The sequence below is a fragment of the Pseudomonas sp. SJZ077 genome (assembly GCF_007993905.1).
GTDB lineage: Bacteria > Pseudomonadota > Gammaproteobacteria > Pseudomonadales > Pseudomonadaceae > Aquipseudomonas > Aquipseudomonas mandelii.
Genome location: NZ_VIUJ01000004.1, coordinates 219,567 through 243,448 on the forward strand (window position 1 = coordinate 219,567; position 23,882 = coordinate 243,448).

Annotated in this window: 19 protein-coding genes; 12 read left to right on the forward strand and 7 right to left on the reverse strand. The window is 60.5% G+C overall.

Translation table 11 applies throughout. The features are described 5' to 3' along the window. The first annotated feature begins 75 nt into the window (after positions 1 to 75). The 8 genes from FBY01_RS09515 (at position 76) to FBY01_RS09550 (ending at position 7,769) form a co-directional block, all read left to right on the forward strand. Positions 76 to 717, forward strand: coding sequence for a DUF1345 domain-containing protein (locus FBY01_RS09515; protein WP_010459983.1), 642 nt, complete (start codon positions 76 to 78; stop codon positions 715 to 717). A gap of 76 nt (positions 718 to 793) precedes the next feature. Then, positions 794 to 1,633, forward strand: coding sequence for an AraC family transcriptional regulator (locus tag FBY01_RS09520; protein WP_010459981.1), 840 nt, complete (start codon positions 794 to 796; stop codon positions 1,631 to 1,633). 52 nt (positions 1,634 to 1,685) lie between these two features. Next, positions 1,686 to 2,294, forward strand: a complete 609-nt coding sequence (locus tag FBY01_RS09525) for a LysE family translocator (RefSeq protein ID WP_010459979.1) — start codon at positions 1,686 to 1,688, stop codon at positions 2,292 to 2,294. A 132-nt stretch (positions 2,295 to 2,426) separates the two neighbouring features. Beyond that, positions 2,427 to 3,452, forward strand: coding sequence for a LacI family DNA-binding transcriptional regulator (locus tag FBY01_RS09530; protein WP_145307281.1), 1,026 nt, complete (start codon positions 2,427 to 2,429; stop codon positions 3,450 to 3,452). A gap of 140 nt (positions 3,453 to 3,592) precedes the next feature. Further along, positions 3,593 to 4,375: a sugar phosphate isomerase/epimerase gene (locus FBY01_RS09535; RefSeq protein ID WP_010459976.1), complete on the forward strand. Its 783-nt coding sequence runs from the start codon at positions 3,593 to 3,595 to the stop codon at positions 4,373 to 4,375. Then, positions 4,368 to 5,405 (forward strand): sugar kinase, encoded by a 1,038-nt coding sequence (locus FBY01_RS09540; protein ID WP_145307283.1) that lies wholly within the window; start codon positions 4,368 to 4,370, stop codon positions 5,403 to 5,405. The genes FBY01_RS09535 and FBY01_RS09540 overlap by 8 nt, the downstream gene beginning before the upstream one ends. 45 nt (positions 5,406 to 5,450) lie before the next feature. Then, on the forward strand, positions 5,451 to 6,749 hold the full coding sequence (locus tag FBY01_RS09545) for an MFS transporter (RefSeq protein WP_010459972.1): 1,299 nt from the start codon (positions 5,451 to 5,453) through the stop codon (positions 6,747 to 6,749). A gap of 21 nt (positions 6,750 to 6,770) precedes the next feature. Next, the gene (locus FBY01_RS09550) at positions 6,771 to 7,769 is read left to right on the forward strand and encodes an NAD(P)-dependent oxidoreductase (protein ID WP_145307286.1); all 999 of its coding nucleotides are present in this window, start codon (positions 6,771 to 6,773) and stop codon (positions 7,767 to 7,769) included. 94 nt (positions 7,770 to 7,863) lie between these two features. On the opposite strand, the gene FBY01_RS09555 is transcribed toward FBY01_RS09550, so the two are convergent. The 4 genes from FBY01_RS09555 to FBY01_RS09575 form a co-directional block, all read right to left on the reverse strand. Further along, positions 7,864 to 9,051 carry a pyridoxal phosphate-dependent aminotransferase gene (locus FBY01_RS09555; protein WP_077750477.1) on the reverse strand — a complete coding sequence of 396 codons (1,188 nt, stop codon included), beginning with the start codon at positions 9,049 to 9,051 and terminating at the stop codon, positions 7,864 to 7,866. 43 nt (positions 9,052 to 9,094) lie between these two features. Then, positions 9,095 to 10,720, reverse strand: coding sequence for a methyl-accepting chemotaxis protein (locus FBY01_RS09560; protein ID WP_145307288.1), 1,626 nt, complete (start codon positions 10,718 to 10,720; stop codon positions 9,095 to 9,097). A gap of 346 nt (positions 10,721 to 11,066) precedes the next feature. Then, entirely contained in the window at positions 11,067 to 12,209 is a 1,143-nt protein-coding gene (locus FBY01_RS09570; RefSeq protein ID WP_145307293.1) for a glycerate kinase, read from the reverse strand. A 225-nt stretch (positions 12,210 to 12,434) separates the two neighbouring features. Next, a complete protein-coding gene (locus FBY01_RS09575) occupies positions 12,435 to 13,553 on the reverse strand; it encodes a sugar diacid recognition domain-containing protein (RefSeq protein ID WP_145307295.1) in 1,119 nt (372 codons plus the stop codon). 169 nt (positions 13,554 to 13,722) lie between these two features. Between FBY01_RS09575 and FBY01_RS09580 the strand changes: the two genes are divergently transcribed. After that, entirely contained in the window at positions 13,723 to 15,033 is a 1,311-nt protein-coding gene (locus FBY01_RS09580; RefSeq protein ID WP_010459966.1) for an MFS transporter, read from the forward strand. Between the two features lie 322 nt (positions 15,034 to 15,355). Here the strand turns inward: FBY01_RS09580 and FBY01_RS09590 are convergent, their stop codons facing one another. The 3 genes from FBY01_RS09590 to FBY01_RS31810 all read right to left on the reverse strand — a co-directional run bounded on the left by FBY01_RS09590 (position 15,356) and on the right by FBY01_RS31810 (position 19,492). Next, positions 15,356 to 15,718 carry a DUF6124 family protein gene (locus tag FBY01_RS09590; protein WP_010459965.1) on the reverse strand — a complete coding sequence of 121 codons (363 nt, stop codon included), beginning with the start codon at positions 15,716 to 15,718 and terminating at the stop codon, positions 15,356 to 15,358. A 524-nt stretch (positions 15,719 to 16,242) separates the two neighbouring features. Continuing rightward, positions 16,243 to 17,484, reverse strand: a complete 1,242-nt coding sequence (locus FBY01_RS31805; protein WP_256664403.1) for a hypothetical protein — start codon at positions 17,482 to 17,484, stop codon at positions 16,243 to 16,245. Beyond that, positions 17,477 to 19,492 carry a hypothetical protein gene (locus tag FBY01_RS31810; RefSeq protein ID WP_256664404.1) on the reverse strand — a complete coding sequence of 672 codons (2,016 nt, stop codon included), beginning with the start codon at positions 19,490 to 19,492 and terminating at the stop codon, positions 17,477 to 17,479. Before FBY01_RS31810 ends, FBY01_RS31805 begins: the two co-directional genes overlap by 8 nt. A 214-nt stretch (positions 19,493 to 19,706) precedes the next feature. Here FBY01_RS31810 and FBY01_RS09600 point away from each other — a divergent pair, with 214 nt between their 5' ends. From FBY01_RS09600 to glgA, 3 genes are all read left to right on the forward strand, one after another. Next, the gene (locus FBY01_RS09600; protein WP_145307297.1) at positions 19,707 to 20,606 is read left to right on the forward strand and encodes a LysR family transcriptional regulator; all 900 of its coding nucleotides are present in this window, start codon (positions 19,707 to 19,709) and stop codon (positions 20,604 to 20,606) included. A gap of 68 nt (positions 20,607 to 20,674) precedes the next feature. Beyond that, positions 20,675 to 21,688, forward strand: coding sequence for an aldo/keto reductase (locus FBY01_RS09605; RefSeq protein WP_145307299.1), 1,014 nt, complete (start codon positions 20,675 to 20,677; stop codon positions 21,686 to 21,688). A gap of 597 nt (positions 21,689 to 22,285) precedes the next feature. After that, complete coding sequence (glgA, locus tag FBY01_RS09610) at positions 22,286 to 23,872, forward strand: glycogen synthase GlgA (RefSeq protein WP_010459959.1); 1,587 nt, start codon at positions 22,286 to 22,288, stop codon at positions 23,870 to 23,872. Positions 23,873 to 23,882 lie beyond the last annotated feature (10 nt).

The following is a 23,882-nucleotide window of genomic DNA, read 5'->3' on the forward strand; positions in this document are numbered from 1 at the left end:
GTTGTTTTCTCTGGTGTGGTCACAACAGACCACACTGGACTAAGGTGGTCGCATACCCTGGCCCATCGAGCACCCATGCCCTATCTCGCCCGCACCCACCCTCGCCTGTCTGCCGCAGCCACCCTTGGCCTCGCAGCAGGCATTCTGGCTCCAGTCGATTCGATCATCAGCAAAATCCTCATTGGCTGGAATGTCGGGGTCTGGACGTACTTGATCCTGATGCTCTGGCTCGCCGCCCGCGCCAAGGCGCCTGATGTAAGGCGTATTGCCGAGATCGAAGACGAAAACGCCGGGTTGGTGTTGTTTGTGGTGTGCATCGCGGCGATTGCCAGCCTCGCGACCATCACCTTCGAGCTGGCCGGCAGCAAAGACCTGGAAACCACCCGCAAGCTTCTGCATTACGGCTTCACCGCGCTGACGGTCATCGGCTCATGGCTGCTGATCGGGGTGATTTTCAGCGTGCATTACGCTCGCCTGTTCTACACCTGGGACGGCAAGGACCTGGCACTACGCTTCGCCGAAGGACTGGAAACCCCCAATTACTGGGACTTTCTGTACTTCTCTTTCACCATTGGCGTGGCGGTGCAGACTTCGGATGTGGGCGTGGCGACTCGGAGCATGCGCAAGATTGTGCTGGCGCAATCACTGATCGGTTTTTTGTTCAATACGGCGATTCTCGGTTTTTCGATCAACATCGCAGCCGGGTTATTTGGCTGAGCGCTGCACAAACGTTCTAGTCATTGTTCCCGGCGTCGGCGTTAAATACGTTGGTAAACGGTTTCGCAGGTGCAACATGACCACCCACAACTGGATCGACCTGACCCAAGACGCCGACACCGGCATCGAAACCCTGCGCGCGCATTTCAAGGGCCACGCTTACGATCCGCACTGGCATGACAGCTACCTGGTGGGCGTGACCGAGCAAGGCGTTCAGCAATTCAATTGCCGGCGCGCCAGGCATCAGAGCACGCCGGGCAAAGTATTCTTGCTCGAACCGGGAGACATCCACGACGGAGAGGCGCCGACGGAGGATGGGTTCACCTACCGCATGTTGTATCTCGACCCACAGTGGCTGGAACGTGAGTTGAGCGCGCTGTTCGAAGACGCGCCGCTTAATAGTCAATTGAGTTTCGCCACCACCCTGGCCAGTGATACAAGGCTGGCTCACGCCATCAGCCTCGCCTTTGAAGCCTTGCACGGGGCGGAATTGAGAATCGTGCGCCAGAGCGCTCTTGACGGGTTACTGGAGCGCCTCACCACTCACTTGCACTGGCGCACCCGTTATGCGGAAGACCCGCGCCTGCCCCGGGTGGCGCAGAAGGCCCGGGAGTACCTGCATGCCAACGCCCGTTACGACATCGGTCTCGATCAATTAGCTGCGGCAACTGGCGTAGATCGATTCCGTTTGACCCGCGCGTTCAAGGCCGCTTATGGCATCGCACCCCATGCTTACCTCGTGCAATTACGCTTGGCCACCGCGCGTCGCCTGCTGGCCCGCGGAGAACTACCGGCCACAATCGCCATGGAATTGGGGTTTTCCGATCAAAGTCATCTGGGCCGCTGGTTTGTAAGAGCCTATGGCCTGACACCCGCGCTGTACCGCAAGCGCTGCTCAAATCTTCCAGACAGGTGATACGCCGATTGTGAAGATCGTCATCATCGATCTTCACCGGAGTTTGCCCACGATGCTGCCCTCTTTCCCGACGTTCCTGCCTTTCCTGCTGTTTGCTTTCGTGGCGTCGATCACGCCCGGCCCCACCAACATTCTGGTGCTGAGTAACAGCGCCCGATATGGACTTTCTGCCGCACTGCCGATCATTCTCGGTGCCTGTGCCAGCGCCGCCACCCTTGTTTTGGTGGTGGGTACCGGAGCTGGTTCGTCGCTGAGCGCGTTGCCCGCCGTGCAAACCGCCATGCAATGGATCGGAGTGATGTGGCTGAGTTACCTCGCGTGGCAGATTTTCAGCGCCCCGGCGCAATCCGTTGCCGCGCAGGAAACCAAGGCGCGACTTGGAGCGGTGGGCGCCGCCAGCTTGCAATTGATTAACCCGAAAACATGGATGATGGCCCTCGCCGTCGTCAGCGTCTTTGCCGGAACGGGTGAACATCGGCTGGTACAGGTGGTGTATCTGTCGCTGGCATTTTTCCTGATTTCCCTGCCTTGCCTCGGCGTATGGGCACTGCTCGGCGCAGGCTCCATGCGCTGGTTACGCTCGCCGCAGGCGATGCAACGTTTCAACCGAGGCATGGCCGTATTGCTGCTGGTATCGGCCTGGCTGAGTGTCTGGCTGTGACCTCCATCCGTCGGCGTTTATAGGCTCATCGTTCATTCGCTACTTGACGGGGGATTCGTTTCTGGTGTCTTCTGAAACCGGTTTCAGTGCTTGGCACTTAACCTGATAAATCCAATAAGAAGGTTTCAGACCGTGAACGATTTCTCCGCCGCCCAGCGCAGCCGCGTCACCATGCTTGACGTCGCCGAACACGCCGGCGTCTCCAAGGCCAGCGTCTCGCGCTTCATCGGCGATGATCGCGCTCTGCTCTCCGATGCGATTGCCTTGCGCATCGAGCAGGCAATTGCCCAACTCGGCTATCGCCCCAACCAGATGGCCCGCGGCCTGAAACGCGGCCGCACTCGCCTGATCGGCATGCTGGTAGCCGACATCCGTAACCCTTATTCGATTGCCGTGATGCACGGGGTGGAAACCGCCTGCCGTCAGCACGGCTACAGCCTGGTGGTGTGCAACACCGATCGCGATGACGAGCAGGAACGCCAGCACCTGGCGTTGCTGCGCTCATACAACATCGAAGGTTTGATCGTGAATACCCTGGGCCACCACCGCGATGAGTTGCGCGAGCTGCATCGGGAGATGCCGATGGTGCTGGTGGATCGCAAGGTTGAGCAGCTTGAAAGTGATCTGGTCGGTCTGGACAACCCGGCCGCAGTGGAAATGGCCATCGCCCACTTGCAGGAACGCGGCTATCGCGACGTGCTGATGGTGACTGAACCGTTTGACGGTACCAGCTCGCGGATTGAGCGGGTCAGCAGTTTCAAGGCGCAGATCGGGCAGCGTCCGACGCTGACCGGCGCGGTGGTCGAAACCGGTAGCGAGCTGACTGCGCAACTGAAAACCTTCCTTACAACCCCCGGCCCTGGTCACAAAGCGTTGTTCTGCGCCAATGGCATTGCGGCGTTGGCCGCAACCCATGCCTTGCGCGAGTTGCAGTGCAATCTGTTCGAGGATGTCGGGTTGATTGCTTTGGATGATCTGGATTGGTATCCGCTGGTGGGCAGCGGGATTACGGCGCTGGCCCAGCCGACGGCGGAGATTGGCGCGAGCGCGTTTGAGTGTTTGCTCAAGCGGTTGCGTGGGGATGACGGACCGGTGCGGACGATGGATTTTTCGGCGCGGTTGATTGTGCGTGGGTCGACCCTTGGGAATCTTCAGTGAATGTGATGGCCCTATCGCGAGCAGGCTCGCTCCCACATTGGAATGCGTACACCTGCTCGCGATGAGGCCCGAAAGAACCCCACATTACTTAAGCCATTTTTTTTGAACAAAAATGAAACCGGTTTCAGAGGTGCAAAACAATGAATAAACCACCCGTTTCCATCAGCCTGTCGAGCTACGGCGCCGATCTGGTCCGCCAACGCGGCCAAGGCAGTTTTATCGAGGTATTGGCGGCTGCCGGTGCCACGCGCATTGAATGGCGCGAAGAATTGCTGACCCATGAAAACCCGGTGCAACTGGCCGACGCCACTCGCTCACATGGCCTGGAAAGCATCTATTCCTCACCGATGGAACTGTGGCTGGCCGGCCAGTCGAAACCCAACCCTGAACTGCTTTGCACCCTCCAGCGCGCTGAAACGTTCGGCGCCAAATGGCTGAAAGTTTCCTTGGGCTACTTCACTGACAACAACGATCTGCACACCTTGAGCCGGATCCTCGCGCGAAGCCCGGTGCAGTTGCTGGTGGAAAACGACCAGACCTTGCACGGCGGGCGTATCGAGCCGTTCCAACGCTTCTTCGGCGAAGTCGAGCAACACCGACTGCCGATCAAAATGACCTTCGACATCGGCAACTGGCAATGGCAGGACCAGTCCGCCGTCAATGCCGCTCGGCTGCTCGGTCGGCATGTCGGCTACGTGCATTGCAAAGCCGTTGCGCGCAGGGCTGACGGCAAACTGGTCGCCACCCCGCCAGCTGCCAGCGATGTGCACCTGTGGGAACAACTGCTGCGACACATGGCCCAAGGCGTGATGCGCGCGGCGGAATATCCGCTGCAAGGCGATGACCTGGTGCAGTTGACCACCGACCACGTCGCCACCCTCGCCCGCCTCGGCCAATCCCGTCTGGAGAGTGCCCATGTCTGAGTTCGATATCCTCTCGTTCGGCGAAACCATGGCGATGTTCGTCGCCGATCAGAACGGTGATCTGGCGGCCGTCAGCCAATTCCACAAGCGCATTGCCGGGGCGGACAGCAACGTCGCGATCGGCCTGTCGCGGCTGGGGTTCAACGTGGCGTGGCTGAGCCGGGTCGGTGCCGATTCGTTAGGACGGTTTGTCGTCGATACGCTGGAAAAGGAAGGCCTGGATTGCAGCCATGTCGCCATCGACCCGGCACACCCGACCGGGTTTCAGCTGAAGTCTCGTACCGACAATGGCAGCGATCCGGCGGTCGAGTATTTCCGTCGCGGCTCGGCGGCGAGTCATTTGTCGGTGCAATCGATTTCCCCGTCGCTGCTCAACGCGCGACATCTGCACGCTACCGGCATTCCTCCGGCGCTGTCTGCGTCGGCCCGGGAAATGTCTTTTGAACTGATGACCCGCATGCGCACTGCCGGGCGCAGCGTGTCCTTCGACCCGAACCTGCGCCCAAGTCTGTGGGCCAGCGAGCAACTGATGATCAGCGAGATCAACCGCCTCGCCGCCCTCGCCCACTGGGTATTGCCGGGGTTGAGTGAAGGACGTTTGCTGACCGGGTATGAAGATCCGGAGGACATTGCGGCGTTTTATCTCGATCAGGGTGCAGAAGCGGTGGCAATCAAACTCGGGGCTCATGGCGCGTATTACCGCACGCAGCAAGATCAGGGGTTTGTCGCGGGTGTGCCGGTGGCAACGGTGGTCGATACCGTCGGCGCCGGTGATGGCTTTGCCGTCGGCATGATCAGCGCCTTGCTCGAAAACCACAGCTTCGCCGATGCCGTGCAGCGGGCCAACTGGATTGGCAGCCGTGCGGTGCAGAGTCGCGGGGATATGGAGGGGTTGCCGACCCGACTTGAGATGTCCGTCGAATTTGAGACCGCTGTTCGCGGGCAAGCTTCGCGCCCACAGGACAGCGGCGCTCTTGTAGGAGCGAGGCTTGCCCGCGAAGAGCCCCGCACAGCCACTGAAGATTTCTGACCCGTTACCTGCTGCGACAAAAACAACAAGCTCAGGAGCACCACTATGAAAACCGCCTCACTCGCCACCCGCCGTTGGTGGTACATCATGCCCATCGTCTTCATCACCTACAGCCTGGCGTATCTGGACCGCGCCAATTACGGCTTCGCTGCCGCCTCCGGGATGGCCGCCGACCTGATGATCACGCCCGGCCTGTCTTCAATGCTCGGCGCGCTGTTTTTCCTCGGTTACTTTTTCTTCCAGATACCGGGCGCGATCTATGCGCAGAAGCACAGCGTGAAGAAGCTGATTTTCGTCAGCCTGATCCTCTGGGGCGGGCTCGCGACGTTGACCGGGGTCGTCTCCAACGCCTATTGGCTGATTGTGATCCGTTTCATGCTCGGTGTGGTCGAAGCCGCGGTGATGCCAGCGATGCTGGTGTACCTGTGCCACTGGTTCACCCGCGCCGAACGCTCCCGGGCCAATACTTTCCTGATCCTCGGCAACCCGGTGACCATGCTGTGGATGTCAGTGGTGTCAGGTTATCTGGTGCAGCATTACAGCTGGCGCTGGATGTTCATCATTGAAGGTTTGCCGGCGGTATTCTGGGCGTTTATCTGGTGGCGTCTGGCCGATGACCGTCCGGCCCAGGCCAAGTGGCTGACCGACCAGGAGAAGCACGACCTGGAAAGCGCTCTCGCCGCCGAACAGGTCGGCATCAAAGCAGTGAAGAACTACGCCGAAGCCTTCCGTTCGCCGAAAGTGATCATCCTTGCGCTGCAGTTTTTCTGCTGGAGCATTGGTGTCTACGGTTTCGTGTTGTGGCTGCCGTCGATCCTCAAGGCCGGCGCGCAGATGGACATGATCGAAGCCGGCTGGCTCTCGGCGCTGCCGTACCTGGCCGCAGTGATCGGCATGCTGCTGGTGTCCTGGGGCTCGGACAAATTGCAGAAGCGCAAACGCTTCGTCTGGCCGCCGCTGCTGATTGCTTCCATTGCGTTCTACGGTTCCTACGCCTTGGGCGCCGAACATTTCTGGTGGTCCTACACCCTGCTGGTGATCGCCGGCGCCTGCATGTATGCGCCGTATGGGCCGTTTTTCGCCATCGTTCCGGAAATCCTCCCGGCCAACGTTGCTGGCGGGGCCATGGCGCTGATCAACAGCATGGGCGCGCTGGGGTCGTTTGGCGGTTCGTATCTGGTCGGCTACCTGAACAGCTCCACCGGCTCGCCTGGCGCGTCTTACTTGCTGATGAGCGGCGCGTTGATGCTCTCCGTGATTTTGACGATTTTCCTCAAGCCCGGCGCCAGTGACCGGGTCGTGGCCAAGGCCGATACGCAACGGCCAGTGCCGGCTCACCCTTGATTTGAAGTTGAGATGATGACGATGAAAAAGCAGGTCGTGCTGTACAAGAAACTCTCGCCGCTGTTGATGGCTCGCCTGCATGAGCACACCGACGTGACACTGATCGACAACCTCAACCCGGAGGGCATCGAACGACTGCGCGCCGCCCTGCCCCGCGCCCATGGCTTGCTTGGCGCGAGTCTGAAGCTGGACGGCGAACTGCTTGATCTGGCGCCCAATCTTGAAGCGATTGCCAGTGTCTCGGTGGGCGTCGACAACTATGACATCGACTACCTGACCGAGCGGCGCATTCTGCTCAGCAACACCCCGGACGTGCTGACGGAAACCACGGCGGATACGGGGTTCGCGCTGATTCTGGCGACGGCCCGGCGGGTGGTGGAACTGGCCAACATGGTCCGCGCCGGTCAGTGGAACCGCAACATCGGTCCGGTGCATTTCGGCACCGACGTGCACGGCAAGACCCTGGGCATCATCGGCATGGGGCGTATTGGTGAGGCGTTGGCGCAGCGCGGGCATTTTGGTTTTGGCATGCCGGTTATCTATCACAGCCATTCGCCAAAACCGGCGGTTGAGCAACGCTTTGATGCTCAGTACCGCAGCCTGACGGCGCTGTTGCAACAGGCCGATTTCATTTGCCTGACCTTGCCGTTGACGGCTGAAACCGAAGGGTTGATTGGCGCTGAAGAGTTCGCCTTGATGCGCCCGGAGAGTATTTTCATCAACATTTCCCGAGGAAAAGTCGTCGATGAGGCCGCGCTGATTGAGGCATTGCGCACCGGACAGATTCGCGCGGCGGGACTGGATGTGTTTGAGCGTGAGCCGCTGAATGTTGATTCGCCGTTGTTGACGTTGAACAACGTGGTGGCGACGCCGCATATGGGGTCGGCGACGCATGAGACGCGGGAAGCGATGGCTGGGTGCGCGGTGGATAATCTGCTGATGGCGTTGGCTGGAGAACGGCCGAAGAACCTGGTGAATGTCGGGGCGTGGTCCGGGCGTAAGGATTTCGGCGTCTGTTAGTCAGCCTTCGCGGGCAAGCCTCGCTCCTACGGGTTTCGCCGATCCTGTAGGAGCAAGGTTTGCCCGCGAAGAGGCCGGCACTCACACAACACTGTCAGGCCCGCCGCGCTTCGAGCAGGTCCGCAGCACACAATGCAATCCGCCGGCACGCATCCGCCAGTTTCACTTGATCCACCACCAACCCGATGCGGATATGCCCCGCCGCACTTGGCCCGAATGCCTCGCCGGCAAGCACCGACACGCCGTAACCCTCCAGCAGACGCTCGGCAAACCCTTGGGCGCACAACCCGGTCGGGCGCACATCGACCATCACGAACATCCCGCCATCCGGCCGGATCGGGCGGATCCCCGGGCAACCACTCAACCTCGCGCACACCAGATCGCGACGCAGGCGATATTCCTCTCGCATCAGCGCCACTTCCGGCAGGTCTTCATCCAGCGCCACTTGCGCGGCTTTCTGCACAAAATCGGGAATGCCGAACAGCATGCACAACGACAAATGCACCAGGTGCTCGGCCAACAGTTTCGGGCCGATTGACCAACCCACGCGCCAGCCGCTCATGGCGTGGGATTTGGACAGGCTGTTGATGGTCGCGGTGCGTTCGGCCATGCCCGGCAGGCTTGCCGGGCTGATGTGTTCGCCCTCGAACAACAGATCGCTGTAGACCTCGTCGCTGATCAGCCACAGATCATGACGCACGCACAACACCGCCAGCGCTTGCCAGGTCTTCAATGACAGGCTTGCGCCGGACGGATTGTTTGGACTGTTGAGTAACAGGACGCGGGTCTTCGGCGTAATCAGCGCCGCGACATCCGCCGGGTCAACGCGAAAGCCGTTCTCCGGCCGCACTGCCACCGGCACCACCTTGGCCGCGCAAGCGCCGAACACCCCTTCATAGGTCACGTACATCGGTTCGGCGACGATCACCTCATCGCCGGGATCGAGCAGGCATTGCGCGACCGAATACACCGCACACTGCGCGCCCGGAAACACGATCACATGATCGGCGTCCACCGCCTGACCACTGCGCTGTCGATGGCGCCGCGCAATGCTGCTGCGCAATCCGCGACTGCCGCGCACTTCCGGGTAATGCGTGTCGCCGGCCCGCAAACTGTCGATGGCCGCCTGCACGATGGGCGCCGGCGTATCAAAATCAGGATCGCCGATCGACAACAGCAGTACATCGACTCCTTGCTCGCGCATTTCCAGCGCTCGGTCATGAATCTGCCAGGCTGCCGCTCCGTCGCCGGCGATTCGTTGGGTCAAGGCTGAATAGCGCATGTGTTTCTCCTGTCGCGCGCGGACTCCCAGTCTCAACCCTATCTCAAATCACGAAACGCGCCACCATCGCATTCAAATCGACCGCCAGGCGCGACAGCTCATGCGTCGCGGCGCTGGTCTGATTGGCACCGGCGGCGGACTGGGTGGCGAGGTCGCGGATGTTCACCAGGTTGCGGTCGACTTCGCGGGACACCTGGGCTTGCTCTTCCGACGCGCTGGCGATCACCAGGTTGCGTTCGTTGATCAAGTGGATTGACTGGGTGATCTGCTCCAGCGCCACACCAGCGGCGCGGGCCATCTCCAAGGTGCTCTGGGTGCGCTGATTGCTCTGCTGCATCGACGAGACGGCTTCGCCCGTGCCGTTCTGGATGCCGGCGACCATTTTTTCGATTTCCTGGGTCGATTGTGCCGTGCGATGGGCCAGGGCCCGGACTTCGTCTGCCACCACGGCAAAACCACGCCCGGCTTCACCGGCACGGGCCGCTTCAATGGCTGCGTTGAGCGCCAGCAGGTTGGTCTGTTCGGCGATGGCGCGGATCACGTCCAGTACTTTGCCGATGTCGCGGCCCTGTGCGGCCAGGCCTTCGATCATCAACGAAGTGTTTTGCACGTCGTGGGTCATGGTCTGGATCGCGTCCACGGTTTCCACCACGCGGTCGCGGCCTTCACGGGCGGCCTGGGTCGACTGGCTCGACGCTTCGGAGGTCGACACCGCGTTGCGCGCGACTTCTTCCACGGCAGCGGTCATTTCGTTGACCGCCGTGGCGGCCTGTTCGATTTCGTTGTTCTGTTGTTGCAGGCCGCGGGACGCTTCCTCGGTCACGGTGCTGAGTTCTTCTGCGGCAGCACCCAGTTGCGTCGCGGAACCGGCGATCTGTTCGATGGTTTTGCGCAGGTTGGCCTGCATGACGGACAAGGCTCCGAGCAAGCGTGCCGGTTCGTCCTTGCCGTCGATTTCGATGGCTTTGCTCAGGTTGCCGCCGGCAATGGTTTCTGCGGCCTGCACCGCGCGATTGAGCGGCGTGACGATGCTGCGGGTCAGTAGCCAGGCCAGCAGCACGGTCAGGAGCGACGCGACCACCGATACCACGATGATGCCGTTCACGGCGGTGTTGTAGTTTTCTTGCGCAATCATCCCGGCCGCTTTTGCGCCCTGTTGGTTGTAAGCCACCAGTTTATTGAGCTGCTCGCCCATCTGGTCGGTGCCTTCCTTGATCCGCGTGTTGATCAAGGCCCGCATCTCATCCACCTTGTTCTGGCGCGACAGGTCCAGCATCTCGCGTTGCGCTTGCATGTATTTTTCCAGCGTCGCGCTGAATACCTTGTACAGCGCCTCTTCGTCCGGCTCCATCGGCAACTCGGCATAACTGGCCTGGGCCTTGCGCGCCTTGTCGATAAGCACCGCGATCCGCGCTTCAGCTTCCTGCAAACTGGCCGGCTCGCGGTTGACCAGAATCCGGAACGACAGGATGCGCATGCGCAGGATGTTTTCGGTGACATTGCCCAGGAAGCCGATGCTGGGCAGTTGGGTACTGCCCATGTCGATTGAGGCCTGGCGGATGATCGACATGCGATTCACCGCAAACACACCGAGCACGATGACGAGCAAGGCAATGAAAGCAAACCCCAGGAAGGCTCGAGGTGCGATATTCAGATTACGCAGGGACATAGGACGATACTCGGGTGATTGAGGCGGCGAGCGTCCTTGCGGTGATGGCTGAGTGGCGGGCGTGAGGCGCACAGGGTCAGCGGGGCGCCACTGTTGTAATAGGTTTGTGTGCGCTTATTGGCTGTATCGGCTGGGGATGAGGTTTTTTGCGGGGATTGAAGAAAAATATTTTTGCTGGGCGACATCTGTTTCAACGCTGAAACACAGTGGCGGCCCTGATGAACATTTGTGGCGAGGGAGCTTGCTCCCGCTGGGCTGCGTAGCGGCCGTAGATTTTGGGGCCGCTTCGCAGCCCAGCGGGAGCAAGCTCCCTCGCCACAAGATTCCTGTGTGCAGACAATTTTGGTCAGGGCTTGCGGTTGGCGATCCGCCAAACCCGTGCGATATCACTGGCGCGATCACGCAACAACCGTGGTGCCTCGGCACAGGCCTGTTCCAGCGTCATCGGCCCACTGGCCAAGGCAAACGCGGCATCGATGCCATGTTCATACAAGTCCTGATAACCCTCGCCCAACGTCCCGGCGATCACAATCACCGGCACGCCCTGCTCCCGGGCAATGCGTGCGACGCCGAATGGGGTTTTGCCGCGCAAGGTTTGGGCGTCAAAACGGCCTTCGCCGGTGATGACCAGATCAGCGCCCTTCACCGCCTCGGCCAGCCCGACCAGTTCGGCCACCACTTCAACCCCGGCCTTGAATTGCGCCTCCAGAAACGCCTTGGCCGCAAATCCCAACCCTCCCGCCGCGCCGCTGCCCGGCTCGTGCTGGACGTCCTTGCCCAACGCCTGGGCGCACAGCTCGGCGAAGTGCCCCAGGGCAGCGTCCAATTGCAGGACTTGCTCGGGCGACGCACCTTTCTGCGGACCAAAAATCGCGGAAGCGCCGTGCGGACCGCACAGGGGGTTGTTGACGTCGGCGGCGATGTCGAAACGCACGTCGGTCAGGCGCGGATCAATTGCACTCAGGTCGATGCAAGCCAGTTGCGCCAGGGCCAATCCACCCGGGGCCAGCGCTTGCCCTTGCATGTCCAGCAACTTCACGCCCAGCGCCTGCATCGCTCCGGCGCCGCCATCGTTGGTGGCGCTGCCGCCAATGGCCAGGATCACCCGTTGCGCCCCGGCATCCAACGCCGCACGAATCAGTTCTCCGGTGCCGAAGGTGCTGCTGACGCACGCATCGCGCTGCCCCGGCGGCACCAGTTGCAGACCGCTGGCTTCGGCCATTTCGATGATTGCGGTGTGGGTTTGCGGCAACCAGCCCCACGCGGCATCGACGGTGATGCCGAGCGGACCGCGAACTTGGGTCCTGCGCAATTCGCCTTCGCACGCGGCCAGAATCGACTCGACCGTGCCTTCACCGCCGTCGGCCATCGGGCATTTGACCAGTTGCGCATCCGGCCAGACCTGCGCCAGACCGAGGGCAATGGCATCGGCCACACCTTGGGCACTCAGGCTGTCCTTGAACGAATCGGGGGCGATCACGATTTTCATGCGAATTCTCCAGTTCCAATGCGTTCCATGCTGCCAGCAGCCCCGCACAATAACGCCGGTCCGCTGCACAAGCGGGGGTGGCGTTTGTTGTTCATTTCTACAAAACGTCTGTTTTCAGATCCAGCATTTGTGCGGCTGCTGGTCCGCCATCGCGAGCAGGCTCGCTCCCACATTGGTCTTGCGGTGTTCACAAAACCCCTGCTCGCGATGGCGTCCTTGAGATCGCTACGGGACATCCGTTTGTGGCAAAAGCTGCACGCCGAGGTAGAGCGCGAGCATGCCGTCCAGTTTCAGCGGATCAACCCCGCTCAACTCGGCAATCCGCTCCATCCGATAGCGCAAGCTGTTGCGATGAATCCCCAGCGCATCCGCGCAGGCCTGACTCTGCCCGTCGTGCTCGCACCAACTGCGCAAGGTCGTCAGCAGTTGGCCGTTGCCGTCCTTGGCGATGACTTTGCGCAGTGGCTTGAGCAATTCATCCAGCGCGTCATCGTTGCGATGCCGCCACAGCATCACCGGCAATCGATATCGGTTGAGCGTCAGCAAACGCGAACGCGGCAACACATCGCGCCCATACGCCAGCAAGTCGCCAACCCGTCGATAACAACGACGCAGCCCGGACAACCCATCCGCCTGCCCACCCACGGCAATGCGCACAATGTTCCAGCCCAGGCCATCGAGTTTTTCCAGCAGCCGTTCATTCTCGATCGCCTGACTCGCCGGCCGACACCACAGCAACGAAGACTTGGCCGAACTCACGCACCAGCTGTCCGGGTAACGCGAAGTCAGCCAGGCACTGAGCGCCTCCACCGTCTGCCCGGGACCGTGCTCCATGCCCAACTCGAACAGATAAGGCACCCGCGTCATTTGCGGTTTCAGGCCCAATTGCTGTGCTTCATCCAGCAAGCGCGGCGAATCCCCGGCCTCGCTCAGCAGCAATGCCAGCAGATCGTCACAACGTTGACGCCGCCATTGCTGCTCGGCCTGCTGATTGCGCTGGCCTACCAACATTTCGGCGGTCATCCGCACCAGCTCGGCATAGGTGCGCAGTTGCTCCGGCTCGCCGGTAATGCCCAGCACACCGATCAGGCGCTGATCGAGCAGCAACGGCAAGTTGATCCCCGGCTGTACGCCTTTGAGGTGAATCGCCGTCTGCGCATCGATCTCCACCACGCGCCCGTTGGCCAACACCAACTGCGCGCCTTCATGGCGGGTATTGATGCGCTCCGGCTCGCCGCTGCCGAGAATCAATCCCTGGCTGTCCATCACGTTGACGTTGTACGGCAGGATGGCCATCGCCCGGTCGACGATGTCCTGGGCCAGGTCGTGATCGAGTTCGAACATATCGGGATCCTTTAACGGGTGATGGGGCAGGTTGTTCACCCGCACAGGGCTGGGTCGCAAACCCTGTGCTCAGGCACAAAGACAGCCACCCCGAGGGTGGCCGAGACTCTCTGGGCGATCAACGTTACCCTGCGCATCGCAAAAAATCATAATAAAGAGAGAGCCCGCCATGTCACAGAGCGCCGCCGCTACCCAGGCCATCGTTGACGACAAAAACGCCGTCTACAAACGCATTACCCTGCGTTTGATCCCCTTCATCTTCATCTGCTACCTGTTCAACTACCTCGACCGGGTCAACGTTGGATTCGCCAAACTGCAGATGCTCGACGCGCTGAAATTCAGCGAAACCGTGTACGGCCTCGGGGCCGGGATCTTCTTCATCGGCTACGTGCTGTGCGGCGTACCGAGCAACCTGGCCCTGACCAAATTCGGCCCACGGCGCTGGATCGCGCTGATGATGATCGTCTGGGGCACGCTGTCGACCTGCCTGCTGTTCGTCACCACCCCGACCGAGTTCTACACCTTGCGCCTGTTCACCGGCGCAGCCGAAGCCGGGTTCTTCCCGGGCGTGGTTCTGTATCTTTCGCAGTGGTTCCCGACCTTCCGCCGTGGCCGCATCATGGCGCTGTTCATGTCGGCGATCCCGGTGTCCGGCCTGCTCGGCAGCCCGTTCTCAGGTTGGATTCTTAACCATTTCGCGGCGGGCCAAGGCGGTTTGGCGGGCTGGCAGTGGATGTTCCTGTTGCAAGGCATCCCGACCGTGATCCTCGGCGCCCTCGCCTATTTCCTGCTGAGCGACAGTTACGCCAATGCCAAGTGGCTCACGCCGTTCGAGCGTTCGGTGCTGGAAGCCGACCACGCCATCGATCTGGCCAACAAACCGAAAACCGCTACTGACTCGCTGCTGGCCGTGTTCAAGAACCCGGCGATCTGGGCCTTCGGTTTGATTTACTTCTGCATCCAGAGCGGCGTCTACGCGATCAACTTCTGGCTGCCGTCGATCATCAAGAACCTGGGCTTCAGCGATAACCTGGTGATTGGTTGGTTGAGCGCGATTCCGTACCTGCTGGCGGCGCTGTTCATGTTGATGGTTGGGCGTTCGGCAGACCTGCGCAAAGAACGACGCTGGCATTTGGTGGTGCCGATGCTGATGGGCGCGGTGGGCTTGCTGATTGCAGTGAACTTCGCCACAACACCGGCCATCGCGATTCTCGGTTTGACCATCGCCACCATGGGCGCCCTCACCGGTTTGCCAATGTTCTGGCCAGTGCCGACAGCGATGTTGAGCGCGGGCGCGGCGGCGGGCGGTTTGGCGCTGATCAACTCCATGGGACAGATGGCGGGTTTCCTGAGCCCGTACCTGGTGGGTTGGGTCAAGGACAGCACCGGCTCGACCGATGCCGCGCTTTATCTGCTGGCGGGCGTGATTGTGTGCGGGAGCTTGTTGGCGCTGCGCATGACGCGCACGTTGCGGGTGTAAGGCGTTACAGATGATCGTTCCCACGCTCCGCGTGGGAATGCAGCCCGGGACGCTCCGCGTCCCTTCCGATCAACAAAAAAAGGCCCTTTCGGGCCGTTTCTTATTTCGCGTGTGCACACAGCTCTTATGTGGCCAGACACACTTTTGTGAACACTCAAGCTTTTGTGGCGAGGGAGCTTGCTCCCGCTCGGCTGCGAAGCAGCCCCAAAAGCTGCAACCGCGACCTTTCAGGTACACCGCAGATACCGGATGTACGACTGCTGCGCAGCCGAGCGGGAGCAAGCTCCCTCGCCACGAGTATGTGCCCTCTTCGAAATTGGCTTTAGCCCTGCGGGCCAACGTTATCCAGCAGCCGATTCGCCGTGATCTCCGCCGTCATAATGCTGTTGGAAATACCCAACAGCGCATAACGCGATTCACCCGCCAGATGATCCACCAACTGATGAACCATCACATCGACCGACGCCAGCGTCTCGACCAGATACACCGCAAGGGTTTCAGTCGTGGCTTCGGGGTCTACGGAAAACAGGGTGCTGCGGGTTCGCGGGGTGGCCTTGATGTCGGCATTGGATGGGAAGTGAAAGTCGAGCGCTCGTTCGGCGGCGTCGTTGAGTTTTTTGGAATCGGTGGATTCGTAGGGGGAAACGTCGTCCGCTTCGGGTGGGTTTGGTGTTGGTTTGAACATGGATGAAACTCCTAAAGCGCTTAAAAGGAGCCATCACCCCTCGCTACCAAACGAACGGGTGGTGGCCATACGCAGGTTGGTAGACCGGGCTTTAGGAAGCGGCGCGCCCGAAGGCGCCCTGCGCATGACCACCATAAAACCGAGACGAAAAATCTCAGCAAAGGAAGGTGCTTTGCGTCTAAAAACCCGGGCTACCAAACCCGATCACTGATATTCAGCGACGGGACAAACGATAAAACCCAGGCCCTAGACGCACAAGCCGGCGGATTCTGGCGCAGTCGTAGGCAACGGCGCAAGGTTGTGTAGTCCGAGAGAGTGTCTGGAGATGTCTGTTAAACATCGCTGTTTACCTGGTAAATAAATACGTCCCCTTTTCTCACAAGTGCTTGCGCAGCAAAAAAGGTGACAGATCTATTTATTAAATAGATCTGTCACCTTTTTATTTCCACCGCCAGCTCGCCCAGCATCACCACTGGCTCAATCCCCAGTCCAGTGTTGCGATGCGTAGTCAATCGATCCGTCCCTTAAACACTCACTCCGCGCGAAACTGCACTTACCTGATAGGAAACCTGACCGACCAACTGGTCTTGCACTGCACTGCTGTCGCCTCCTTTTCCCCGGTTACCCCAGGTTACAACGCGACCATCGGAGGTCAGGGCGGCGAACGCCTCGTAGCTGGAGTATAAGGCTTGTACATTGATCAGTTGGTCCTCAACCGCTGACGTATCCCCACCCATACGCTGGTTGCCCCAAGCTACGACGGTACCATTCTTACGCAAGGCTGCGAACGCTTCCCCCGTGCCGGCCACCTGCACAATGTCGTTCAGCAGCGCGATGTCGGCAGGCACCTGGCCGCCGCTGTGCGGGCTTCCCCACGCCACTACATGACCGTTGGCGCGACGAGCAGCGAATGCTCTCCATGTCGAGCTCACGTCGACAATATCCGTCAATCCCGCGAACTCTGGGCTGATAGTGCCACCACTTGATGGTTGGCCCCAAGCCACCCATTGGCCTGTAGCGCGCTTCGCTATAAACGCGTCCGTATTACAACGCAGCTCGATGATATCGTTCAATGAAGCAATCGGTGCTGGCAGATTTCCACCAAACTCGCCCCTGCCCCAAGCGACGAGACGGCCGTTGGCGCGAAGGGCCGCAAAGGCCTGCCGGGCACCGAGGACCATGTTGATATCGGTGAGCAGGGCAATGTCCGTCGGCAGGTTTCCACCCTGACCGGGATTTCCCCAAGCCACCATCTGCCCGGTGGCCCGTTGCGCGGCAAATGCGCCGCCACTGACAACGATCCGCACAATGTCCCTGAGTGCCGCGATTGCAGTAGGCACAGTGCCGCCCCCGTATTCATTACCCCAGGCAACCACCTGACTCGCATTCTTTAGACCGGCAAACGCCGTTGAGTTACCAACAACCCGAACAAAGTCCGAAGGCACAACACTGCCCATGTCCCCACCACTATTCGCGCCCCCCCACACCACCACCGCTCCATGGGTTTGGCGGGCAGCGTAAGCGGAGGAAGTGCTACTGACTTCAACGATGTCTTTCAGGGGCATAATGGCCGGAGGAATCTTCCCACCCCAATCAGCGTTGCCCCAAGCGATCACGTCACCCCCGTCACGATGCGCGACGAAGGAGGATGAGTTGCCGATAATATTTGCCGGATTGAGGGTGATCTGTTTGTCGGAGGAACGAACCTGTAAAGGTTCCTGTGGCGTTGTATCAGTCCAGGTGGTGGCAGTTGTCCACTCAGGCATATTTCCACTGCGCCTCTATGGGTTGCTCGGTCGTGGCATCGAACGCACTCAATACACGAGAAGCGCAGCTATGCCCATACGTATGGCAATTGAAGCGCGCCCCCATGACTTTCAGGTTGCCTGAGCCAATCGCCTGGCCAACCCCAAACTCCAGCATATTCGAATAACTCGTCTCGTTCGTCGCCGCCCGCCAGATCCGGTAACTCACCGTCACCTTCTTGCCGCGATTCGGCTCGATGTGTTCGGCGACAAACGTGGCGTTGAGGGTGAAATTCACATCCTTGTCTTTGGACAGCCCGTTGAGGGTGACGGAGTCTTCCGTGGTACCCGTGACTTCACCCGTCCAGGTGTAGGTCACGATGTCACCGGATTGGGTCGGTTTGACGGTCGGCCTTGGCGCGGTCAGTTTGCCGATGCCGCCGGGCAGGTCCCCGGGCTCCAGCGCTCCGTCCTGTTCACCGAGGACGATGGGTTTGACCAGTTCGAGTTGCGGCTCGCCCACCTGTAGCGGCGCCGCATGCAGCGATTCGCGGCGGATGACTTCACCGTTCGGGCCTTCGCGGAGCAGGTAGTACGACAGCTCCAGCGTGCCGCCTTCCAGGGTTTTCAGGTGCCTGCCGTCCACCGCGATGAAGAAATCTTGCTGGGCTTCGATCTCTTCCCAGGTTGGAAAATACCAATCCAGCTCAGGGGTGTAGCTGCCGGTATCCGGGCGGGTGCCGGCCCAGATGAGGTCGATGGCCATGCCCTGCTGCATGATCGGATCGAACGGAATCCGCACGCGAGGGTGAGGCAGGTCCGGATCAATCGCGCCGTTTTGTTCATCTTCGGCCTTGGGCGCGGCCAGGTGTTTCGGTTCGCCGATGAAGGTGACAAATTGCCCCTTGGACGGCAGGGGGTCGGTCACGCCCGGGCGCTCTACGCGATAGGAAAAGGTCACCTGGGTTTTGGCCAGTTGGCGCACGTCGGCGTTGGACAGGATGACTTTGTAAGTATGCGGCAGGTTGTCGACCGTCTGGGCCGGCGCGATGACTTCCACGGCCTCGTTGTCCACGGTGGTGCCGCGCATCTTCAGGATGATGCGGTCGTCCTGCTCGAACGCCGGCGCTTTGGCCCAGACCTCGCCCGTGATGTCATCTTCGCCCAGCGCATCGAGGTCGAGAACGTTGTTCACGGCCTCCTGGACGACCGGTGCGTCCAGAAAATCGACGCCGGTCATGACCACCAGCCGCGTGGCCTTGCACCAGTCTTGCGAATAATTGTGCACCACATCGCGCACGCGGAAGGTGACCGCCAGCCCGGAGATGTCGGTGTCGCCCGCGTCCAGGATGGTGGCTTCGTCGACGTGGATCATGATCGGGTGAGTGGCCGGGTCGCTGATCTGCTCGGCAGTCAGCGGCGCGGATTCCACGAGCACACCGCCCCAGCTCAGCACCATGACATCGCCCACCGCCGCATCCGGATAAGGCACGCCGGTCCCGGACTCGGCCCGAATGATGATGTCCACCCCGGCCGCGGCGATCTCCTTGTCGACGATGTTCTCGACGATGGCCGGATCGATGAACAGGTACAGGTTCGAGTGGCTGCCTGGGGTGTCGTCCGTGTCCTGGCCCGCAGGAATCTCCAGCTTGGCGTAGAGCTTGAGTGCCGGCGTAAACGTCTCGGCGCCCTGATTGAAACGGGTCACCCGGTACGCCAGCGTGTGCGCCCCGGTCAGCCAATGCCTGGGCTCGACCCACAAGGTCACTCGCTGACCGACTTCGGCGTCGTCGGTGATGATGTGCTGATTGACCACCTGGCCGTTGAACTGCAGCTCGATCTTGTCGCCTTTGCCCATGCTTGACCAAGCCGGGACGTAGACCTTGAGCCCGTTGATGGGGAAGTTGTCCAGGGCGGCGGCACGGTTGATTGCCCAGACGTCAGTGGAAGAGTCCAGTAGACGGGCGCCGGGGATTTCTGGTTCACGCAGCAGCATGGAAACGGGGTGACGGACGGGTTGCACGAGCATGGGGGAGACTCCTGTCGAGGGGGGCTGGGCGACGGAGTTATTTAAGGTGTGAGTCACTGCGATTGGCTACTGTCAGAAATGACAGGTGGAGGCGCTTTCCCGACAAGTGGTACATCCCGTATGGGAGCGACGCGTCGCTTCGATCTCAAGCATGTGCTTGCGAATCAACGAAATATGACGGTAAAAGCGCCGGATCTTTAAAGGATTTTTACCCATGAGCTCGATCCTCGACCTGGAGATCTTCGTTCGCACCGCCGACTCCGGCAGCATTTCCGCCGCCGCCCGCACCTTGGCGCTCACCCCCGCCGCTGCCAGCATCGCCCTCAAACGCCTCGAAACCCGACTCGGCATCCGCCTGTTCGCGCGCTCCACGCGCAGCATGCGCCTGACCGAAGAAGGCCGGCGTTATCTGGAAAGCGTGCGTCTGGCCCTGGCCGCGCTGGCGGAAGGTGAACAGGCCCTCAAGCCTCAAACCCAAGGCTTGAGCGGCGTGTTGCAACTGGCCGCGCCGTCAGACTTCGGGCGCAATGTGTTGTTGCCGTGGCTGGATGACTTCAAGCGCCAGCACCCGAATATCCAGCTGCAACTGCTGCTCAATGACCGCCACTCAGACCTCTTTCGCGAAACCGTCGACGTCGCGTTGCGTTTCGGCGTGCCCGGCGATTCGACGCTGGTGGCGTTGCCGATTCTGCCGGGGCATCGTCGTGTGGCCTGCGCCAGTCCCGATTACCTCGCCCGCCACGGCACGCCGAAAACGCCGGCGGACCTCGGCGAGCACAGCGCCCTGCTCTACCTGCGTAACGGCCGGCCTTATAACTGTTGGCGTTTCAGTCGGCAGCATGAAGTGTTGGAGGTTGAGGTGCGCGGCGACTACCTCACCGACGACGGCGAAGTCGCCCGTCGCTGGGCGTTGGCCGGGCATGGCATTGCTTATAAAGCCTGGCTGGATGTCGCCGCCGATGTGCAGGCCGGGCGGCTGGTGACGCTGTTTGATGACTGGCAAGGCGAAAGCGTGCCGTTCAATTTGCTGTGCCCGCATCGGGTGCAGGTCTCGGAGCGGGTCAAGGTGTTGCAAGCGTTTCTGCAAGAACGTTGTCATGCACTTTGCGTATAAATTCACTTTTCGACGCGCAGGCGTTCTGGTATTTGATTGAAGCTTTCCCACGGTAAAAGGATTTCCTCATGAGTTATCGCACGCTGGGTCATTCGGGTTTACAGGTGTCGACCCTGACCCTGGGCACCATGATGTTCGGCGAACAGACCAGTACCGAAGATTCCCTGCGGATCATCGACAAGGCTTGGGACCAGGGCATCAATTTCATCGACACTGCGGACGTCTACACCGGCGGCCGTTCCGAAGAGATCGTCGGCGAAGCGATTGCCGGCAACCGTCACGAATGGGTGCTGGCGACCAAGGTCGGTTTTGGCCCGGTGGACGGTGTGCCGAACCGCAGCGGGTTGAGCCGCAAGCATATTTTCAATGGCCTTGATGCCAGCCTGACGCGTTTGGGCACTGACTACCTCGACATCTATTACCTGCACCGCGAAGACCACAACACGCCGCTGGAAGTAACCGTGTCGGCGATTGGCGATCTGATTCGCCAGGGCAAGATCCGGTATTGGGGTCTGTCGAACTACCGTGGCTGGCGGATTGCCGAGGTGATCCGGGTGGCGGATCAGTTGGGTGTTGATCGGCCGGTGATCAGTCAGCCGCTGTACAACATCGTCAACCGTCAGGCAGAGACCGAGCAGATTACGGCCGCGCAAAACTATGGTTTGGGCGTGGTGCCTTACAGTCCGCTTGCGCGCGGAGTGCTCAGCGGCAAATATGCGCCGGACGTGAAACCGGACGCCAACAGCCGCGCCGGTCGCGCTGACAAACGCATTCTGGAAACCGAATGGCGAGTGGAGTCGTTGCGTATTGCCCAGCAGATTCAACGGTACACGCAGGAACGTGGCGTGGGCATTGTCGAGTTCGCCATTGCCTGGGTGTTGAACAACAGCGCCGTGACATCGGCGATTGTCGGACCGCGCACCGAGGAGCAATGGGATGCGTACACCAAGGCGCTGGCGGTGAAGATCACGGCTGAAGACGAGGCGTTTATTGATTCGCTGGTCACGCCGGGGCATTCATCGACGCCAGGGTTCAATGATGTGAGTCATTTTGTTTCAGGGCGCAAACCGCGCACGGCTTGAGATTTTTCGCGAGCAGGCTCGCTCCCACAGTGGACCGCATTTCAAGGTGGGAGCGGCTTGCAGTGAAAATAGTCCACAGATGACCGCGATCCTGTGGGAGCGAGCCTGCTCGCGATGAGGCCCTCACACCCGACACACCTCGCACTGCAATGGTGCAAAACCCCGTAAACCACGCCCGTTACCGTGACTTGCCAGTCCCGTTTTGACCCATACCGAAAAATAAACCTGCCCTTCGTCGGTGCGTTTCCCCCTACAAGCGTTGTGCCTTTACCCTCTCCCCACCGATTGTCGAACAATTTCGCCACTTGACCTGCCCCGCTCTAGGATCTGGCCTAGACTCATTTTCGCGAGGTAAAACCGGTCAGTCATCTGGTGGTAAAAAACTCGAAACTTTCGGTCCTGCCCAAGGGTCAGGTTAAAGGTAGGGCCTCAGCGACTGGTGCATTCCTTGCAACGGCCCCTTCACCCTTTCTGCATTAGCGCATGGGGCAGCATTTGCTCACCGATGCGAAGCGCGTTTGCGCCCGGCCACAGGATTTGGCCACGAACACCGTTGGTGCCAGACCTAGAATTAGATCAACAACACGGGAGATTCATATGATTAGTGCGGCTTTAGATATTCAGGGAGAGCGTGCTCATCAGCAGGTCGGCGAATCAAGCGCCGTGAATGCTCCGAGCGCCAAATCGATCAGCGTACCAGGCACCAAAACGCTGTCACCGGCTGCCAGTCAGAATCCGAACAGAAAGAAGGTATTGTTCGTCACCTCCGAGATCGCCGATCTGGTCAAGACCGGCGGCCTGGGTGACGTTTCCGCAGCGCTGCCCCGGGCCATGTCTCATCTGCACGATGTGCGGGTGCTGATCCCCGGTTACCCGCAAGTGCTGCACAGTGAAAACCCGATCCATATCATCGGTGAACTGGGTGGGCACGCCGCACTGCCACCCTGCAAGATCGGACGCATGGACATGCCGGACGGTCTGGTCATTTACGTGTTGATCTGCCCCGAACTCTACGAGCGCGAAGGTTCGCCTTACGGCGCCAACAACGGCCGCGATTGGCCGGACAACCACATTCGTTTCGCCCGCCTGGGCCTGGCCGCCGCCGATATCGCCGCCAATCTGGCACAAATCCACTGGTGCCCGGATCTGGTGCATGCCCATGACTGGCCAGCCGGCCTGGCGCCAGCGTACATGCACTGGCGTGGACAGCGCACCCCGACGCTCTTCACCATTCACAACCTGGCCTATCAAGGCGTCACCAGCCTGGGCTCGTGCCCTGAACTCGGTATTCCCAACCATGCCTTGCAACAGGAAGGCATGGAGTTCTACGGCAAGATGTCGTTCCTCAAGGCCGGCATGGCCTATTCGAGCCACATCACCACCGTCAGCGCCACTTACGCCCAGGAAATCACCACGCCGGCCTTCGGCTGCGGTCTCGACGGCTTTCTCGCCGCCAAGACCCAGCAAGGCCTGCTCAGCGGTATTCCCAATGGCATCGATGAAAGCTGGGACGCCGCCACCGACCCGCACCTGTTCTGCCCGTTCGGCATCGGCGACTGGGACGGCAAAGCAGTCAACGCCGCCCATGTCCGCGACCTGTTCGGCCTGGAAGACTCCGAAGGCCCGCTGTTCGCCGTGGTCTCGCGCCTGGTCTATCAGAAAGGCCTGGACCTGACCGAAGCGGTCTCCGAATACATCGTCAACAACGGGGGCCAGATCGCGATCATCGGTCGTGGCGAGCCCGAAGAAGAACAAGCCATGCGGGAACTCGCCCTGCGCTTCCCCGGGCAAATCGGCGTGCGCATCGGCTTCAATGAAACCGACGCCCGTCGCATGTTCGCCGGCAGTGATTTCCTGTTGATGCCGTCGCGTTACGAGCCATGCGGCTTGAGCCAGATGTACGCCCAGCGCTTCGGCTCGCTGCCGGTGGCCCGCAATACCGGCGGTCTGGCCGACACCATCGAAAACGGCGTGACCGGTTTCCTGTTCGACGAATCCACGGTGGAGAGCTATCAAGAAGCCCTGAGCCGCGCGTTCAAGGTCTTCGCCTTCCCCGGCCTGCTCAGCGCCATGCGGTGCCGCGCCATGGCCGCGCCGTTCAACTGGTGCAAGGCGGTTGAACCCTACGCCGAACTCTACGAACGACTGGTCGCCAAAGCCCTGGGTAAATCGGGCAAACAGTAAAAAGAGGTTT

What these genes read in the sequence shown, in the direction of transcription:
- FBY01_RS09515 (WP_010459983.1), top strand. Translation starts at nt 76, where the DNA reads ATGCCCTATCTCGCCCGCACCCACCCTCGCCTGTCTGCCGCAGCCACC.
- FBY01_RS09520 (WP_010459981.1), top strand. Translation starts at nt 794, where the DNA reads ATGACCACCCACAACTGGATCGACCTGACCCAAGACGCCGACACCGGC.
- FBY01_RS09525 (WP_010459979.1), top strand. Translation starts at nt 1,686, where the DNA reads ATGCTGCCCTCTTTCCCGACGTTCCTGCCTTTCCTGCTGTTTGCTTTC.
- FBY01_RS09535 (WP_010459976.1), top strand. Translation starts at nt 3,593, where the DNA reads ATGAATAAACCACCCGTTTCCATCAGCCTGTCGAGCTACGGCGCCGAT.
- FBY01_RS09540 (WP_145307283.1), top strand. Translation starts at nt 4,368, where the DNA reads ATGTCTGAGTTCGATATCCTCTCGTTCGGCGAAACCATGGCGATGTTC.
- FBY01_RS09545 (WP_010459972.1), top strand. Translation starts at nt 5,451, where the DNA reads ATGAAAACCGCCTCACTCGCCACCCGCCGTTGGTGGTACATCATGCCC.
- FBY01_RS09550 (WP_145307286.1), top strand. Translation starts at nt 6,771, where the DNA reads ATGAAAAAGCAGGTCGTGCTGTACAAGAAACTCTCGCCGCTGTTGATG.
- FBY01_RS09555 (WP_077750477.1), bottom strand. Translation starts at nt 9,051, where the DNA reads ATGCGCTATTCAGCCTTGACCCAACGAATCGCCGGCGACGGAGCGGCA.
- FBY01_RS09560 (WP_145307288.1), bottom strand. Translation starts at nt 10,720, where the DNA reads ATGTCCCTGCGTAATCTGAATATCGCACCTCGAGCCTTCCTGGGGTTT.
- FBY01_RS09570 (WP_145307293.1), bottom strand. Translation starts at nt 12,209, where the DNA reads ATGAAAATCGTGATCGCCCCCGATTCGTTCAAGGACAGCCTGAGTGCC.
- FBY01_RS09575 (WP_145307295.1), bottom strand. Translation starts at nt 13,553, where the DNA reads ATGTTCGAACTCGATCACGACCTGGCCCAGGACATCGTCGACCGGGCG.
- FBY01_RS09580 (WP_010459966.1), top strand. Translation starts at nt 13,723, where the DNA reads ATGTCACAGAGCGCCGCCGCTACCCAGGCCATCGTTGACGACAAAAAC.
- FBY01_RS09590 (WP_010459965.1), bottom strand. Translation starts at nt 15,718, where the DNA reads ATGTTCAAACCAACACCAAACCCACCCGAAGCGGACGACGTTTCCCCC.
- FBY01_RS31805 (WP_256664403.1), bottom strand. Translation starts at nt 17,484, where the DNA reads ATGCCTGAGTGGACAACTGCCACCACCTGGACTGATACAACGCCACAG.
- FBY01_RS31810 (WP_256664404.1), bottom strand. Translation starts at nt 19,492, where the DNA reads ATGCTCGTGCAACCCGTCCGTCACCCCGTTTCCATGCTGCTGCGTGAA.
- FBY01_RS09600 (WP_145307297.1), top strand. Translation starts at nt 19,707, where the DNA reads ATGAGCTCGATCCTCGACCTGGAGATCTTCGTTCGCACCGCCGACTCC.
- FBY01_RS09605 (WP_145307299.1), top strand. Translation starts at nt 20,675, where the DNA reads ATGAGTTATCGCACGCTGGGTCATTCGGGTTTACAGGTGTCGACCCTG.
- glgA (WP_010459959.1), top strand. Translation starts at nt 22,286, where the DNA reads ATGATTAGTGCGGCTTTAGATATTCAGGGAGAGCGTGCTCATCAGCAG.